This is a genomic window from Deinococcus radiopugnans ATCC 19172 (assembly GCF_006335125.1).
GTDB lineage: Bacteria > Deinococcota > Deinococci > Deinococcales > Deinococcaceae > Deinococcus > Deinococcus radiopugnans.
The window spans coordinates 1-14,169 of the sequence record NZ_VDMO01000032.1 but is presented as its reverse complement, the minus strand read 5'-3'; the positions used below and the strand labels follow the sequence as shown (position 1 = coordinate 14,169).

Annotated in this window: 15 protein-coding genes; 11 read left to right on the top strand and 4 right to left on the bottom strand. The window is 65.2% G+C overall.

Annotated features, from left to right (window positions below):
* A complete protein-coding gene (locus tag FHR04_RS21210) occupies window positions 1-342 on the bottom strand; it encodes a hypothetical protein (RefSeq protein WP_183944844.1) in 342 nt (113 codons plus the stop codon).
* Here FHR04_RS21210 and FHR04_RS18660 point away from each other — a divergent pair.
* Both FHR04_RS18660 and FHR04_RS18655 read left to right on the top strand, forming a co-directional pair.
* Complete coding sequence (locus FHR04_RS18660; RefSeq protein ID WP_139404720.1) at window positions 341-961, top strand: winged helix-turn-helix domain-containing protein; 621 nt, start codon at window positions 341-343, stop codon at window positions 959-961. The two genes, FHR04_RS21210 and FHR04_RS18660, sit on opposite strands and share 2 nt — an antisense overlap.
* A gap of 11 nt (window positions 962-972) precedes the next feature.
* A complete protein-coding gene (locus tag FHR04_RS18655) occupies window positions 973-1,425 on the top strand; it encodes an IS630 family transposase (RefSeq protein WP_170214023.1) in 453 nt (150 codons plus the stop codon).
* 415 nt (window positions 1,426-1,840) lie between these two features.
* Here the strand turns inward: FHR04_RS18655 and FHR04_RS18650 are convergent, their stop codons facing one another.
* Complete coding sequence (locus tag FHR04_RS18650; RefSeq protein ID WP_139404718.1) at window positions 1,841-2,626, bottom strand: NAD(P)-binding domain-containing protein; 786 nt, start codon at window positions 2,624-2,626, stop codon at window positions 1,841-1,843.
* Window positions 2,627-2,838: 212 nt separating this feature from the next.
* Window positions 2,839-3,168 carry a hypothetical protein gene (locus FHR04_RS18645; RefSeq protein WP_139404717.1) on the bottom strand — a complete coding sequence of 110 codons (330 nt, stop codon included), beginning with the start codon at window positions 3,166-3,168 and terminating at the stop codon, window positions 2,839-2,841.
* A 98-nt stretch (window positions 3,169-3,266) separates the two neighbouring features.
* Here FHR04_RS18645 and FHR04_RS18640 point away from each other — a divergent pair, with 98 nt between their 5' ends.
* The 8 genes from FHR04_RS18640 (at window position 3,267) to FHR04_RS18605 (ending at window position 11,655) form a co-directional block, all read left to right on the top strand.
* Entirely contained in the window at window positions 3,267-3,896 is a 630-nt protein-coding gene (locus FHR04_RS18640) for a LexA family protein (protein WP_139404716.1), read from the top strand.
* Window positions 3,897-3,915: 19 nt separating this feature from the next.
* On the top strand, window positions 3,916-5,136 hold the full coding sequence (locus tag FHR04_RS18635; RefSeq protein ID WP_249039216.1) for a Y-family DNA polymerase: 1,221 nt from the start codon (window positions 3,916-3,918) through the stop codon (window positions 5,134-5,136).
* Entirely contained in the window at window positions 5,133-5,375 is a 243-nt protein-coding gene (locus FHR04_RS18630; protein ID WP_139404714.1) for a DUF6504 family protein, read from the top strand. The genes FHR04_RS18635 and FHR04_RS18630 overlap by 4 nt, the downstream gene beginning before the upstream one ends.
* Before the next feature lie 2 nt (window positions 5,376-5,377).
* Window positions 5,378-8,524, top strand: a complete 3,147-nt coding sequence (gene dnaE, locus FHR04_RS18625; RefSeq protein WP_221265625.1) for a DNA polymerase III subunit alpha — start codon at window positions 5,378-5,380, stop codon at window positions 8,522-8,524.
* A 77-nt stretch (window positions 8,525-8,601) separates the two neighbouring features.
* On the top strand, window positions 8,602-8,883 hold the full coding sequence (yidD, locus tag FHR04_RS18620; protein WP_139404712.1) for a membrane protein insertion efficiency factor YidD: 282 nt from the start codon (window positions 8,602-8,604) through the stop codon (window positions 8,881-8,883).
* Window positions 8,884-8,948: 65 nt separating this feature from the next.
* Window positions 8,949-9,458, top strand: a complete 510-nt coding sequence (locus tag FHR04_RS18615) for a hypothetical protein (RefSeq protein ID WP_249039215.1) — start codon at window positions 8,949-8,951, stop codon at window positions 9,456-9,458.
* Window positions 9,459-10,000: 542 nt separating this feature from the next.
* On the top strand, window positions 10,001-10,771 hold the full coding sequence (locus FHR04_RS18610; protein ID WP_139404711.1) for a ParA family protein: 771 nt from the start codon (window positions 10,001-10,003) through the stop codon (window positions 10,769-10,771).
* On the top strand, window positions 10,768-11,655 hold the full coding sequence (locus FHR04_RS18605; RefSeq protein ID WP_139404710.1) for a ParB/RepB/Spo0J family partition protein: 888 nt from the start codon (window positions 10,768-10,770) through the stop codon (window positions 11,653-11,655). Before FHR04_RS18610 ends, FHR04_RS18605 begins: the two co-directional genes overlap by 4 nt.
* A 982-nt stretch (window positions 11,656-12,637) precedes the next feature.
* Here FHR04_RS18605 and FHR04_RS18600 read toward each other — a convergent pair.
* Window positions 12,638-13,027 carry a hypothetical protein gene (locus FHR04_RS18600; RefSeq protein WP_139404709.1) on the bottom strand — a complete coding sequence of 130 codons (390 nt, stop codon included), beginning with the start codon at window positions 13,025-13,027 and terminating at the stop codon, window positions 12,638-12,640.
* 611 nt (window positions 13,028-13,638) lie between these two features.
* Between FHR04_RS18600 and FHR04_RS18595 the strand changes: the two genes are divergently transcribed.
* Window positions 13,639-13,830: a hypothetical protein gene (locus FHR04_RS18595; RefSeq protein WP_139404708.1), complete on the top strand. Its 192-nt coding sequence runs from the start codon at window positions 13,639-13,641 to the stop codon at window positions 13,828-13,830.
* The last annotated feature ends 339 nt before the right edge of the window (window positions 13,831-14,169 follow it).

Here is a 14,169-nt window from a genome sequence, read left to right as displayed (position 1 = left end):
TTACGGCCCCTCTCCACGCCTATCGGTCTGACCGCCGAGGGCGTTTCTCAGACCATGGCGGCGCTCAACGCGCTGGCCGCCGATGCCGTGAGGTGACACTTCACGCCCAAGAATGACCGCTGGCACCTGTCGGGACCGCACTTTCGTGACTATCACCTGATGCTCGACGAGCAGGCTGAGGACGCCCTCGGTCACGCTCCTGGGCTTGATGGGGCGGTCTCCCTGACCATCCAGGATCTCGTTCACCAATGATTCGCCGTTCCGGAGAATCACCAGCGTACTGCTGGTGGCGTCACACGCCGCTTGAACAAGGGCGTTCAGACGGGGCTGCAGGATGGTCATGACTCCAAAGTCACCGGGAGTAGGACTGGAGGCGAGATCAGATGAGTTATACGGATTCCGTTTAAACAGGTATACCCGAGGCATCAGAAAAGTCACTTTTCAACACACTGCTCAAGACTTCTGGAGCATCTACTGGCGCAGTACCTGCGCCCTCGAACGCCGCCGGAGTCAGCTTCTGGCTTTCCTGGCTGAGGGGAAAAGCAACCAGGAGGCACTCACGCTCACCCGTTACTCCTACCAGGGGGCGGACAAGATCATCGACGCGTACCACGCAGGTGGGCTTGCGAGTCTGAACGATCAGCGGCATCACAACCGCGGTGCGCCCACCTTGCTGAGCGACGCCCAGTTGTTGTTGCTGGCGCGGACCATTCTAGACACCGCCCTCGGCGGTGTCTGGAATGGTCCGCGCATTCAGGCCTGGGTGAAACAGGAGCTGGGTCAGGACGTACATCTGAGCCGCTGTTACGAGTTTCTGGACGCGGTGGGGTACAGCCGTCAGATTCCCCGGCCTCGACATGTCGAGGCCGATCCCATCGCCCAGGAAGAGTTCAAAAAAAAGTCCTCCCAGAAGCAGTCCGAGCAACTCACACGCGTGCTGAAGGAACTGGACGAGCGGTAGAAGTCTGGTGCATGGACGAACATCGTCTGGGACTGAAGCCCATTGTCGGCAAGATGTGGGCTGAGCGAGGCAAAGCACCAACGGTAGCGGTGGAACACCGCTACGCCTGGCTGTACGTGTACGCTTTTGTCTGTCCGCAGACGGGCGAAAGCCAATATTGGTTGGTGCCGAGCGTGGACACGCTCGCTTTTCAGGCGGTGCTCGACCGCTTTGCCCGTGATACCGGCGCGGGGCAGCGCCGGGAGATCGTACTGGTTCTGGACGGGGCGGGGTGGCACTGTGGCCCGCAGCTGACTTGTCCTGAAGGCCTCCATCCGGTTTTCCTGCCCCCGTACTCCCCAGAGTTGCAACCGGCCGAACGCTTATGGGCGCTCACCGATATGCCCCTGAGAAACTGCCATTTCCCCGCTCTGGATGCCCTAACCGAGCGGCTCGCGGCCCAGTGTCGGTGGCTGGAGGGTTAGAGGGAACGGGTGAGTACCCTCACCCTCTTCCATTGGTGGCCTCGCATAACCAATTAATCGGAATCCGTATCATACGGATTCCGCTTAATTCCTTAACCCATCGGGAAAGCACCGCTGGGTTCATCCATACGGGGAACCCGTCTTTTTTCCTCCTCGCGTCCGCTCGGATTTCATCGTTTTTGCAAACGATTCAATCGGAATCCGTATCAGACGGCCTGCGCCTGAGCGGCTGCCCTGGGAGACCCGCGTGTCCGAGTGATCACGGTCCAGCCCACCTGACGAAGCTGCGCGGTGGAGTCCGCCATGAGCGCCTGACGGCTGAGCGGTGGGGCTTTGCTTCCTCTTGTCGTCACCTCTCCAGGTGTCTGGGTTGAAGCGGAAACAGGAAACGAACGGGGCGCTTGCGCTACCCGGCCTAGTTCTGGTGGGGGGTAAGCCGTTGCAGAACCTGGTTCAGCCCGCCCTCCACCTCCCTGAACATCCCAGCCTGCTCCAGCACGCCAAGGAACTGTTCGTTTAAACCGCCTGGCGTCTGGTGTTCGTGGGAAAGCGCCCCAAAGTCCACCGCCGCCGCTGTCTGGAGGGGAGTCAGCACCCCTGCGAAGACTGCCGCCACGTAACGCGAGGCCAGGGGCGCAGACACGCCTTTTGTGGCCAGCCATGCCGAGATGGTTGCCATGTACTTCAACATGGCAGCCACGGTCGCTGTAGACGCGGACAGGGCCTCAAAGGTTCGCTCGTCGGGAACCTCAATGACGGTGCCCAAGCGACCGAACAGGGTGACGGCCGCAGGAGAAGATGGGAACAGTGGCGTCACGCCTTCTCCAAGCTCCACGGCAGGCAGTGGAATGCTCCGGGCGAGGTCAGTGACTGGCGTCATCAGGTCAGCAAGGCCACGGACCGTGAACCCGGCCATTACACTGATGACGGTCAGCTCTGGACGGAAGGTCAGGGCGCTGAGGGCCGCCTGGGCCTCCTGTGGGCGCAGGCAGAGCAACAGCACGGACGCGCCGTCGACGACGTGCTGGTTGCTCTCAGCCACCCGAACAGTGGGGAACTGTTGGGCCAGTTCAGCGGCAAGCTGGGCGTTGCGGGGGGAGAGCAGCACGGCAGGGGGCGAGGCCGACTGGTCCGTCCGGCAGAGTCCCCGCACGATGGCCGCCGAGATGGCACCGACGCCGATGATCCCATAGACGGTCATGATGCTGAGGTCCAGAAATCCCAGACCTCACAGCACGGACTGTGGAGACTCGTAGGTTGAACCCTCAAGCCCACGGCGGCCGGCTTTAACTCTGGGGGCATACCGGGCATCTTAACCCACCCTGTCAGAGGGCCTGGCACAGTGCCAAAATGACAGGAACCCAATGGATCAGTGGACGTTACCGAAACGCGAGGAGACACAGACCCGAGCGGCTACTCCACCACCAGATTCTCAAAGACGCCGTCGAGGATCTCCTGAACAAATGCGCCCGTCACGCCCGCCTTTTCCCCAAATTGTCCCGTCACCCGGATGCTGGGGGCCTGCGCCACCCGGAAGATGACTTCGGTCTCCTCGCCGTATCGGTCCTGCACGCCCCGCTCCACTTCTGGACGCAGCGCCGCGATCACCCGCTGCGGGTCCGGCCCCGGCTCTTTCACGGGTCTGCCCTTCTCGTAACGAATCTTCTCCGGAAAGACCAGTCGAATCTCGATCTGGCGCGTATAGCCCGGGGCTTCTGAATCGCGATGCTGGGTGTGGGTCATGCCTTGAGTCACCTCGGAGATATCTTGACACGAGACAAGGAAATGGTGCAAGCTGTCACCATCCATTTGATCCCCAGCAAGATCCGAGGTAAACCCCCATGCCCCCAGACCTGACCCGCACCCGCACCGCCATCCTGAACGCCGTCCTCCAGCTCGGGGTGAACGCCACCTTGAGCGCGGTTGCCGCGCAGGTGGGTGTGACCAAGCAGGCAGTCAGTTTTCAGGCGGGCATCTTGAGAGGTCTGGGCTACCTGGAACCGAGTGCGGAGCGCTACGCTCCGCTGATCCCCACAGACCGCGCCAGGGTGGCCCTGGGCCACGGCCTGCCCATCTACGGTTCGATTGCGGCGGGACCTCCAGCCCTGGCGGACCAGTCCCCCGACGACTACACCCCCAGCCTGGAAAGGCTGCTGGACATGCGCAGCGGCGATTTCCTGTTGCGGGTGCGCGGGGAGAGCATGACAGGCGTCGGCGTCCTTGACGGCGACTACGTGATCGTGCGGCCCACCACGGAGGTTCACGACGGCGAGGTGGCCGTCGTGCTGGTGCCCGGCGAAGGGACGGCCACCTTAAAGCGGCTGTACCACTTCCATGATCAGATCGTGCTGATGTCGGAGAACCCGGACATTCCCCGCATGACGTTCCCGGCCGAGCAGGTGCAGGTCCAGGGCAAGATGGTGGGCCGGGTGGGGGTGGGCGTGCCGCGGGTCAGCGCCCGCTGGGTCTAGGACGATGCCCCTGGCCTGCGTGACGCTCTCACCCTGGCCGCTGATTCTGCTGGGCCGCCAGCATCCTGGCGTGCCCGTCGCGGTGCTGAGCGAGTCCAGACGTGTGCTGTACGCCTGCCCGGAGGCTGGAGCAGCAGGCGTACAACCGGGGATGCGCGATGTTGCTGCGCTGAGCCGCTGCCCGGACCTTCACGCTGAGGTCATCACTGCGCCATCAGCAGTCGCAGCCTGGGCCGAACTGCTTGAAACGCTGTACGGCAGATATTCAGACCGGGTAGAGGGACAAGTCCCGGGAACCGTCTTCGTGAAAATTAGCGCCCCAGCGGCCAGGGAACTGGCCGCCGCATTGAACGCCCCGGTGGGGCTGGCCGACAGTCTGGAAGTCGCTCACCTGGCGGCTTTGCGTGCCCGGCCAGGCGAGGTTCGGGAGGTGGGCAGCGCCGAAAAAGCTTTCCTCGCGTTGACCACCACTGCCCATCTGGAAGTGATCGGCCTGACCCCGGTGCACATCGAGGGCCTGGCCTTCCTGGGGGTGTGCGGCCTCGCGGACCTGATGAAGTGGAGCGCGGCGCAGCGCGAGGCCTTTCTGGGTGTGGATGTGGGCAAGCGGGTCAACCGCTTCTTGAAAGGCGAGCGCACGAAGATGATTCAGAAGTACATACCCGGACGAGTGATCGGGGCGCGCATGGACCTGGATGCGCCACTGAACGAACCTGCCGAAGCCGAGGTGGTGCTGGGCGAACTGCTCCCCCCAATCCTGGCCGAGTTGCGGGGCCGCGCCGCCGCTTACCTGACCGTCCAGGCCGACACGCTGGGCGGACAACTGACCGCCACCCGCAAACTCAAAGGCAGTCCAGATCCAGCGGGTCTGGTGCGAATTGCAGGCCTCGCCTTGAGCGATACGGGCGCACTGCCGTTGGGCGTGGAGGCGCTGACCATTCAGCTTTCCGGCACTCGGCAACCGGGCCGGATGGTGGGGCTATGGGCCTCCCTGGCCGAGCTGGAAGTCACGAAAGACGTCCTGGACCGCTTTCCCGAGGCACTCGTCAAGGTGCAGTGGCTGGATCCCTACGCTTACGTCACCGACGCCCGCTATCAATGGGTGGACTGGCTGACGGGCATGGTGCGGCCCTGCGCCATGACGCCCCGGCAGCACTGGAAACCTGCGCTCACCCGGACCCAGGCCCACCAGAAGGCGGTGGAGCGCACGCTGGCCTTCTTCGAGGGTGTCAGTCCATGAAAGCGGTGCAGCAGCCGGTCACGGTCAGTCTGACGCCTGCGGGCACGCCGGGGCGGTTGGTCTGGGCGGGGCAGGCTTACGCGATTCAAGGTGTGCTGGACCAGTGGCGCTACGGCGGGCGCTGGTGGTTGGGAGAAGTGCCCAGGGACTGCTATCTGGTGCAAGCAGGTGAATTGGTGGCCGAGATCCATCATGAAGCGGGCCCAGATCGTTGGTGGCTGGCGCGGGTTCAGGACTGAGGATGAACCGCCTCTTGCCCGCGCTGCTGACGTGTCAGAGCTACTTCTCGGAAGGCCGCAGCACAGTAAGTCCACGCAGAATGGTCCGCCTGGCGAAAGAGCGTGGCTACAGCGCGGTGGGCCTGACCGACTGGTGCAGCGTGGCCGGGGCAGTGGAACTGTGCGAGGCGGCGGGCGAAGCACAGCTCAAAGCGGTCGTTGGCGTGACGCTGCCCGTCTCGTTTCCCACGCCGCCCAGATCGAAAGAACCGCACGAGGTCTTCCCACTGGTGTTGCTTGCCAAAGACCGCACGGGCTACGCCCTGCTGTGCGAGCTGATCACCCAGCTTCACCTGCAGCACCCCGATGGCCTGCCTCTGGAATGCATGCAGGAGGCTGCCCGCCGGGGCGATCATCTGGTCTGCCTGACGGCAGGTCGGGCGGGCTTTCCCACCGCTCTGGGTGAGAGAAGGGAACTTGCCCGGGCCGCTTCGCTTCTGCGAATCCTGCGTCAGTCGTTCCCCTTCGACCTGTATGTGCAACTGTTCCACGGCGCAGCCCCCAACGAGCGCCGCCGCCTGGAGTATCTGCGCGGGCTGGCGCGAGACCTGGAACTGCCCACCGTGGCTGCCCCCGAGATCAACATGGGCGGCCAGGATGAATACCCGCTGCTGGACGCCCTGACCTGCGCCCGACTGGGCATTGACGTGCAGACCCCGCACGCTGAGCGCCCCCGCAATGACGCCCGCCACGTCAGCACACCGGAGGACTGGGGCGCACTGCTGCCGTTTCCCGATGCCCTGCTGAACGCTCAAAAGCTGGCCGACGTCTCCACCCTGAATCTGCATCCCGAACAGCTGCACGCCCCAGAGCCGAAGCTCCGGATGCTCCAGACCCCGCAGGAGGCGCTGGAGGAGCGTGCTTTCGCGGCTCTTCCGCTGCGCTATTCGTCTGACGTTAGACCAGTCGCCCAGACTCGCCTGCAGCAGGAACTCGCCACGGTGCGAACGCTGGAGATGGCTGGATTCTTTCTCACCGCCGCCGAAGTGACCGACTATTGCCGCGAACATGGGATTCTCGCGGCTGGGCGCGGATCGGCGGCAGGCAGCGTCCTGTGTTATCTGCTGGGCATTACCCTCTCCGACCCCATCCGGCACAATCTGCTGTTCGAGCGTTTCCTGCACACCGGGCGCGTGTCCATGCCCGACGTGGACATCGACATTGCTTCCAGCCGTAGAGATCAGGTGCTGAGCTGGGTGGAAGCCCGCTGGGGGGGTGAGGGCACTGGGGAAGCGATGGTGGCCAACAAGGTCACCTACCGGCTGCCCAGCGCCGTGCAGGACCTGGGCCGCGCTCTGGGTCTGCCGCCGGAGCTGCGGGACCGCCTGAACCGCGCCCTGGGCCGCGATTACCGCCATATCCGCCCCCACCGCGCCAGGGAGGCGGACGTGGTGTTCGCGGAGGTGCTGGGCGAGGCTCCCGTCAAAGACGCTTTGCTGTCGTTGCTGGAGAAGATCGAGCCAGGGTTCGTCCGACATCTGGCCCCCCACTCTGGTGGCGTGGTCCTGAGCGCGTCACCTCTCACGCACTACTCGCCCGTGACGCGCAGTTCAGGGGGCATTCGCATGCTGACCTTCGACAAGGACGACGTCGAGCGGCTCGGCCTGATCAAGCTGGACCTGCTTGGTTTGCGGATGCTGGCGGCCCTGGAACGGGCCAGAGAGGAAGCTATGCGCTTGACCGGTGAATGGGTGGAGTACGGTGACCTGCCGGATGATCCGGCCGTCTGGGAGCGGATTGCCAGCGGGGACACCCTCGCCATCTTCCAGATCGAGTCTCCAGCCCAGGTGCAGATGACGGCCCGGTTGCAGCCCAGGAACATGACCCAGCTCGCCCATCAGATCGCGCTGGTCAGGCCGGGGCCGATCCAGTCCGGCACTGTCCACCCCTATGTCCGGCGGGCCAGGGGCGAGGAACCCGTGCCAGACCTGCCCGGACCATTGAGGACCATCCTTGCCCCCACCCACGGCACGCTGATGTTCCAGGAGCAGATTCTGCGCATCGCCGTGCATTACGCCGGTTATTCCTGGCCGGAGGCCGACCGGTTCCGTGGCCGGCTGAGCAAGACCGAGGACGCCGCAGAATTGGAAGAATTGAAGAACAGCTTTACCGCCGGAGCGGCCCTGACCACCGGGGCCTTTCCCTGGGAAGCCGAGGAGATGTTCGCCACCTGCGCTGCGTTTCGTGGCTACGGTTTTGCGGAGTCGCATGCCCACGCCTTCGCCCAGCACGCCTATGCCAGCGCGTGGATGCGCCACCACCACCCGGCGGCGTACCTGGCGGCGTTTCTGACCGAGGCCCCTGGCCTGTGGCCGCCCTCTACCGTCAGCCATGAGGCCCGGCGCTGGGGCGTCTCCCTGCGCGGCGTGTGCATCAACCGTTCAGGCATGTCGTACCGGGCCGAGAACACGCGCACCGTCCGGTTGCCCCTGTCCGTCGTGGAGGGCGTCAGTGAGACGGCGGCGCGGCGGATCGTGCAGGAACGACTGACCGGGGGCAAGTACAAAAACGTCGAGGATGTCTATGACCGGGTAGAGCTGGGGCGCGGCGCCCTGGACACCCTGGCGAAAGCCGGAGCGTTTGACGCGCTCGACCCCCGGCAGAACCGTCGTGAGGCCTCCTATGTGCTGCACACCATCGCCAATGCCCGCAAACCGGGCACGCTCGGCCTGCTGAGCCCCCAGACCGAACCGCCTGAGTTGCCCGTCCTCTCACCGAACCAGCAGCTGTCCCTCGATCTGGAGACGAAAGGGCTGTCCGAGTCGGGGCGGCACCCGCTGGATGCCCACCGCGCCCGGCTGCGCGACCTGGGCTGTGTGCCGCTTTCCGGGCTGCGCCACGGTCAGGGGGTGTGGACGGCGGGCCTGATCGTGATCCGTCAGCGGCCACCAACCGCCAGGGGGTTTGCTTTTTTCGTGCTTGAAGATGCCTCTGCTCGTATTCAGGCGGTCATCTCCCCTGCCCTGTGGGAAGCGCACCGCGCCCTGCTGCGCGACGCCCGCGCCTTGATCGTTCAAGGGGAAGCCGCAGTTCACGGCCGGGCGGTTACCCTTAAAGTTCAGCGCCTGAGCGAACTGCCGCTTGGAAGCTGGGCCAGTGCGGCGGATTGACGGTGTCATCCGTTGTCCCGTCATTCCTTTACCCCCTGCTCAGCAGCGGTGCGTCCCGGTACAGCTAGGCTCAGCGTATGGCTCTCGTTGACACACTGGCCCTGGGTGCCATCGCGCTCTACCAGCGCTGGCTCTCGCCCCATAAAGGCTTTCGCTGCGCCCATGCGGCCCTGTACGGTGGGGTGTCCTGCTCCGCCGCCATTGCCCAGACCATCCGCGATGAGGGGCTGAACCTGTCCAGCGTCACGTCGCGTCTTGCCGCGTGTCGCCAAGCCTACGGCCACCTTCAGGTCACGGGTGCCCGCGTGCGGGGCGTGTGTTGTTGTGGCCCCCTGCCCATCCCCTTCCGCTGCGGCTGAAGCGCATTCCTCCGGAGGTTCCGATGTCCGAGACCAACCATTCTGATCCGTCCGTCCCAGGGCCCATGCCTGCCCAGCAGCGCCGCGCCCACCTGCTCCGGCTGGGCGCCGTGGGTCTGGTCGGAGCCGTCACCGTGACCCTGCTCAACGAAACGGTGCGGCGGACACTGCCCCACGCGCCGCGCATCGAGGTGATCGGCGAGCGTGCCCTGGCCGGATCGCTGGACGCCGTGGGCGTGAATCCACCTCACGGCGCGGCCCTGTACCGCTGGACGCTGCTGGGCGATCTGGTGTCCAACACGCTGTATTTCGGCCTGGTGGGCTTGGGAACACGGCAGGGGGCGTGGACACGCGGCGGGGCGCTGGGCCTGGCGGCAGGCGTGGGGGCGGTGGCGCTGCCCCGGCCTCTGGGTCTGGGCCGGCAACCGGGGGCAAGGTCCCCCATGACACCGCTGCTGACGGCGGGCTGGTATCTGGCCGGAGGCCTGGCCGCCGCCGCGATTGCACGCCGCTGGCCACCGGCGCCCGCAGCTGAGGATGGGCACGTGGGACAGTCTGCCAAGTCGCAGTCCTGACACGCCAGAATTGCTGCGCCGATCCCTGCAAGCCATCGGCGCATGAGGCGGCGGCGGGTTGACGTCAGGCCCACACCCCTGACCGCGTGATGGCCCATCTCCGGCAGGATGATTTACCAGCAAGGCGGCGATGCGACTGGCCCGCCGGCTGATGCCGCCCTGCCTGGACTTTGAGCTGTGCTGCAATTCCCCCAAGAATTGCCAGCACACGCAGTTTGGACACGCACAGTCCTGAAGACCAGCGCGGTGGCACTGCTGCGGCTTCATGCCCTGACGCCGTGCCTGCCGGACAAGGTACGTCGTTTGCGTGATCTGGAGACCTGCTCAGGACGCTGATGGGCTCCAGACCCGCCTCTGGGTCCACAGACCGTGCACTGGTCTGCACCTACATCTTGCGATTCATGACGCTCTAACCATGCTGCCAGTGCACTGTCCAGGACGGGCAGAATCCCTTTCCGCAGCCGGTTCATTCAGGGATGATCGATGCCGGGAGGCGGCTGTTCATACCGGTATGAACACTTTGCGCGCTACCATGCAGGCAGATGAAAACTGCAACCCTCTTTAACCACGCCGGTGGCGCTGGGAAGACCAGCATCACCTTGAATGCGGGGTATGAGCTGGCCCGTTCAGGTCTGCGCGTGTTACTGATCGATCTGGATCCTCAGGCCAACCTGACCACCTGGCTGGGCGTCGAGGACGCTGAACTCAGTGAAACGGTGCATCCCGTCGCCACCGAAGGACGCCCGCTTCCCCAGCCCCGCCGCGTGCACGGGCTGGACCTGATTCCATCGCGGGTGGACCTGGCGCTGGCCGAAGCCATCATGCCTGGGCGGATTGCGGCCGAACTTTCCCTTCACCAGGTTCTTCAGCCGCTGCACGAACGCTACGACGTCGTGCTGATCGACAGCCCGCCCAGTGTCGGGAAGCTGGCGGCCCTGGGCGCGCTGGCCTCGGACACCCTGATCGTGCCCATTCCCACCCGCAACAAGGGGATTGACGCCCTCCCCGGGCTGAGCGCGGTCATGAACATGTATCACGGTCTGCGGCCCAACCTGCACGTGGCCCTGTACGTGCCCACCATGTACGACGCCCGGCGCGGCCACGACCGGGACATGCTCGAATTGATTCGCAGCCGGCTCTCACCGGTCGCTGACCCCCTGCCGCAACGTGAATCGATCTGGATGGACAGCGGCCTCGCCGGGGTGCCCGTCAGCGCCTTTGCCCCCAGCAGCAAGGTGGCCGACGATGTTCGGCAGCTGACCCGGCAGATCGCCGGGGTGCTTGGGCTGCCCTATCCGGAGCCCACGGCATGAGCCGCGCCAAACGAGATGTCAGCAAACTCGCCGGTCTGCTCACGGTGGCGGCCGAGGCTGGCCGCTCCGTCGCCCAGGAGGTCACGTCGCTGCCGGTCACGGCGCTCAGTCCCGGCGTCGGCCAGCCCAGGCGCGCCTTCGACCCGGCAAAACTTGAACAACTGACCATCAGCGTCCGTGAGCGAGGGGTGCTGCAGCCCCTGCTGGTGCGGCCGGTCGGCGAGCGCTACGAGATCGTGGCGGGCGAACGGCGCTGGCGCGCCGCGCAACAGGCCGGTCTGCAGGAGGTCCCGGTGCTGGTCCGGACCCTCACGGCGGAAGAAGCCCAGCAATTGGCGCTGATCGAGAACCTTCAGCGTGAGGACCTCAATGCCGTCGATGAGGTGGACGCCAAGCTCGCGCTGGTGGCGCTGGCCCTGGGCGTCACCCCCGAGGGGGCCCGCACACGGCTGCTGCAGATGCTGCGCGAACCGCCGGGTGAGGACCATGCACAGATCGAGGACCTTTTTCAGGTGCTTGGCGAAACCTGGACCTACTTCGCCAAGAACAAGCTCAGGATCCTCAACTGGCCTGCGGCCATTCTCACCGCGGTCCGGGCCGGTCTCCCCTTCACGGTCGCTGGCGTCATCGTCACGGCCCCACCTCAGGCACAGCCTGGGCTGCTCGAACAGGCGAAGGGGGGCGCCAGCCGCGAGGAACTTCGTCAGGCCATCAAGGCCCTCAAGACCCAGACGACGTCTCCCCAGCAGGTCAGGATCGGGCAGGTGGCCCGCGCGCTCGGCTCCAGGCGCTGGATCGAGCGACTAGACGTCAGACAACAAAAGGCGCTGGACCGCTGGCTGGAACAAATGCCCGAAACCCTCAAGGAAACCCTCAAGCCGTAGCGGAAGGCGCTGGACCGGGCATCAGGACCCATCGCCGCGCTCTGTCTGGCAGGAGTGCCCTGCAGCGGGGGCGGCGATGGCCCGCGCGGTCAGTTCAGTTGGGAGAGCAGGAGCGCTCCTTGAAGCCCCGGAAACCTGGGTTGAGAGTGGGCGGACGCAGCACTGGCCAGAAGGTGGACTGGAGCAGATCAACGCCACACCATGATCGGGAATGATTGAAATGTGTCGGATCTCTGGCGTGATAAGGGCGGCGTCGAATCCGTGCCGAGATGCTCTGTGCTGGGAAAGGCATACTCCTTACCCCCTCTGGTTCCTTTTGAAGGAGCTGGTCCCGCCCGTGATGACCACCGCCATCCGGGCTTCCGGAGCATTTAAGGACGGCTGCTCTCTGGCGTCCTGGTCCGCGACGTCAAGACCAACCGCCCCGCACCCCAATACTGGGCCGACCATGTGGCCGTGACCAAGGAGCTTTTCGCCCGCAGGGACCACAGTCAGCCTTAAAGCATTGGTCAAAACGGCTGTTTCCTTTTGACCGAACGGACTGGCACAGATCGCAGAGAGGGAGTGAATTTCAACGAGCAATTGGGACTGATACAGCTCCGAAGGAGAGCATGGAGGCATCAGAAGTCTCCTTTTCTGATGCTGTCATTCGGACAACTGCTCTAAGGCTCTGGAAGATGCCGTCCCCGCCCGCAAGCAGGAAGCAGAGACCCCGCCGCAGGCCGCGTCTAGTGTCCCCGTGCCCGCAGTAGGGGAGAGGCCAGCCGCTCAGGGGACGGACGGGCGCGTCAAGATGGTGGGCGCCCGGGTGCTGCTGTCGCTCCGCCGGGAGTGGCAGGGCCACGCATTCCGAGCGCAGGACCAGTATCGGAGGCTGACCACCCAGGACACCGTCCCGGCGTTGGCGCGTCTGTTGAGAGACGAGGACGTCTGGGCCAGGTTCATGGCCGAACTGAACCAGTAAGCAGCACGCGGGACGGCTTCAGAGGGCGGTGGCCACCCACTGCCCTGACCCGGTGCTTGAGCCGCCCAGCCGCGCCCGGGCCCCCCAGTCGCTGACGGCCGCTTGAACGCTTGGGGCCACCTCGCCGGGCAGCTGCGTGGTCTCTTTCGCCGCTGCCAGTTGACGCAGCAACGCCTCGTAGGCCGGGTGGTAGACGCCCAATGAACCGGGCAACGGCTCTTTTTCGCACCCGCTCCGCGTGAAGGCAATCAGCTCAGTCGGGAAAGGCGGCCCGGCCTCCGCGTTCAGCCGTTCCAGATGGGCCTCAGTCTCGCCGCTGCACATCAGGTGAAGGCCGGTCAGGACGGTGCGGAAGGCGTCCGGCAGCGGTTTGAGCCGGGGTTCTCCTCCTTTTCCAACCGCTTCCATGGGTTGGCCGTGAACCCTAGGAAGTGGAAGGCATGCCAGCGCGTCAGCACGCCGGGGACCAGGGCCACCAGCCCGGCGTGGGCGGGCGGGGTCTGGACTACCAATCTCTTCACGCCTGGCCGCGCCGCGCTCCAGGTGTTCGGGCACGCCGCCCAGACCCCAGTGAGCCGTTGCAGGGGGGGGGAGAGGAGCCGCGCAGGTCCGTATCGCAGCACGCCGGATCCAGTCTCAAGGCGCGGCTGCCCATCACTCCGCGGTCCTGGACGTACGGGAGGTCATCGGTGTGGTCGACTGGGGGGGCGTCGGCGGCACGACCACCGCCAAGGACCAAACGCCGGCCTGGGACAAACGGCAGCCCTACCTGGAAGAGGCCGTGCAGGCTTCTGCTGGTCACGACCAGTCTGCGGGATCACACCCTGGTCCTGCGTTGTCCTCACGGCGGTTTACACATCATGGAGGCGCTGGCCCTGACCTGAACGGATTTTCGGAGAGACGCCCTGATCGTCCGGCATGCCAAAGTGAGAAAGGTGAGACGGGGGACCTGTTCAGGCCCGCTGCTGACCGCGCTGGGAGCGTGGAGTGAAGTGGACGGCACGCCTGAAGGACTGACTATGGGATCCAGCCAGACGTCGGCGCGCGAACGGCTGCGGGCGCTCTGCACGCGGTCAGGCGTGCCGTACCGGGGCTGGCACGCCTTTCAGTACGAGGCCGAAACCCGGCTGGCCGCCCATGCCAGTTTGGACAACGCCGCCCGGCACCTGGGCCACGTCTCTAGAAAAGCGACGCGGGTGTACGCGAAATGAGCGCACCACAGCCTTGAGGATGAGCTGGCCTGGACGTGGCCCTGCACGGCCCAGCCGTTCTCGTCACCGCCATTTCCGTGCAGCAGGTAGAGCGCCGGGTAGTTCGGGCCTGAGCTTCCATACCCGGTGGGGAGATACACCATGTCCGCCAGTCACGGGCCACTTCTGTGAATGGAATGCTGGCCCTGACGACGCCGCTGGCCGCCGCGCCCCTCAGTAGCCGACAACTTCATTTTTTAGTCGTTCCAGACGGCGGGAAGGTCACCTTCCGGTCTGTCCCTCGACAGAAACGAGAAATGGCGGTGTTTTGAGGTGTGAAGCCACCAAAACCCGCCGCCT

Coding starts and splice junctions, on each gene's coding strand:
- FHR04_RS18660 (WP_139404720.1), top strand. CDS start 341: ATGACTCCAAAGTCACCGGGAGTAGGACTGGAGGCGAGATCAGATGAG.
- FHR04_RS21210 (WP_183944844.1), bottom strand. CDS start 342: ATGACCATCCTGCAGCCCCGTCTGAACGCCCTTGTTCAAGCGGCGTGT.
- FHR04_RS18655 (WP_170214023.1), top strand. CDS start 973: ATGGACGAACATCGTCTGGGACTGAAGCCCATTGTCGGCAAGATGTGG.
- FHR04_RS18650 (WP_139404718.1), bottom strand. CDS start 2,626: ATGACCGTCTATGGGATCATCGGCGTCGGTGCCATCTCGGCGGCCATC.
- FHR04_RS18645 (WP_139404717.1), bottom strand. CDS start 3,168: ATGACCCACACCCAGCATCGCGATTCAGAAGCCCCGGGCTATACGCGC.
- FHR04_RS18640 (WP_139404716.1), top strand. CDS start 3,267: ATGCCCCCAGACCTGACCCGCACCCGCACCGCCATCCTGAACGCCGTC.
- FHR04_RS18630 (WP_139404714.1), top strand. CDS start 5,133: ATGAAAGCGGTGCAGCAGCCGGTCACGGTCAGTCTGACGCCTGCGGGC.
- dnaE (WP_221265625.1), top strand. CDS start 5,378: ATGAACCGCCTCTTGCCCGCGCTGCTGACGTGTCAGAGCTACTTCTCG.
- yidD (WP_139404712.1), top strand. CDS start 8,602: ATGGCTCTCGTTGACACACTGGCCCTGGGTGCCATCGCGCTCTACCAG.
- FHR04_RS18615 (WP_249039215.1), top strand. CDS start 8,949: ATGCCTGCCCAGCAGCGCCGCGCCCACCTGCTCCGGCTGGGCGCCGTG.
- FHR04_RS18610 (WP_139404711.1), top strand. CDS start 10,001: ATGAAAACTGCAACCCTCTTTAACCACGCCGGTGGCGCTGGGAAGACC.
- FHR04_RS18605 (WP_139404710.1), top strand. CDS start 10,768: ATGAGCCGCGCCAAACGAGATGTCAGCAAACTCGCCGGTCTGCTCACG.
- FHR04_RS18600 (WP_139404709.1), bottom strand. CDS start 13,027: ATGGAAGCGGTTGGAAAAGGAGGAGAACCCCGGCTCAAACCGCTGCCG.
- FHR04_RS18595 (WP_139404708.1), top strand. CDS start 13,639: ATGGGATCCAGCCAGACGTCGGCGCGCGAACGGCTGCGGGCGCTCTGC.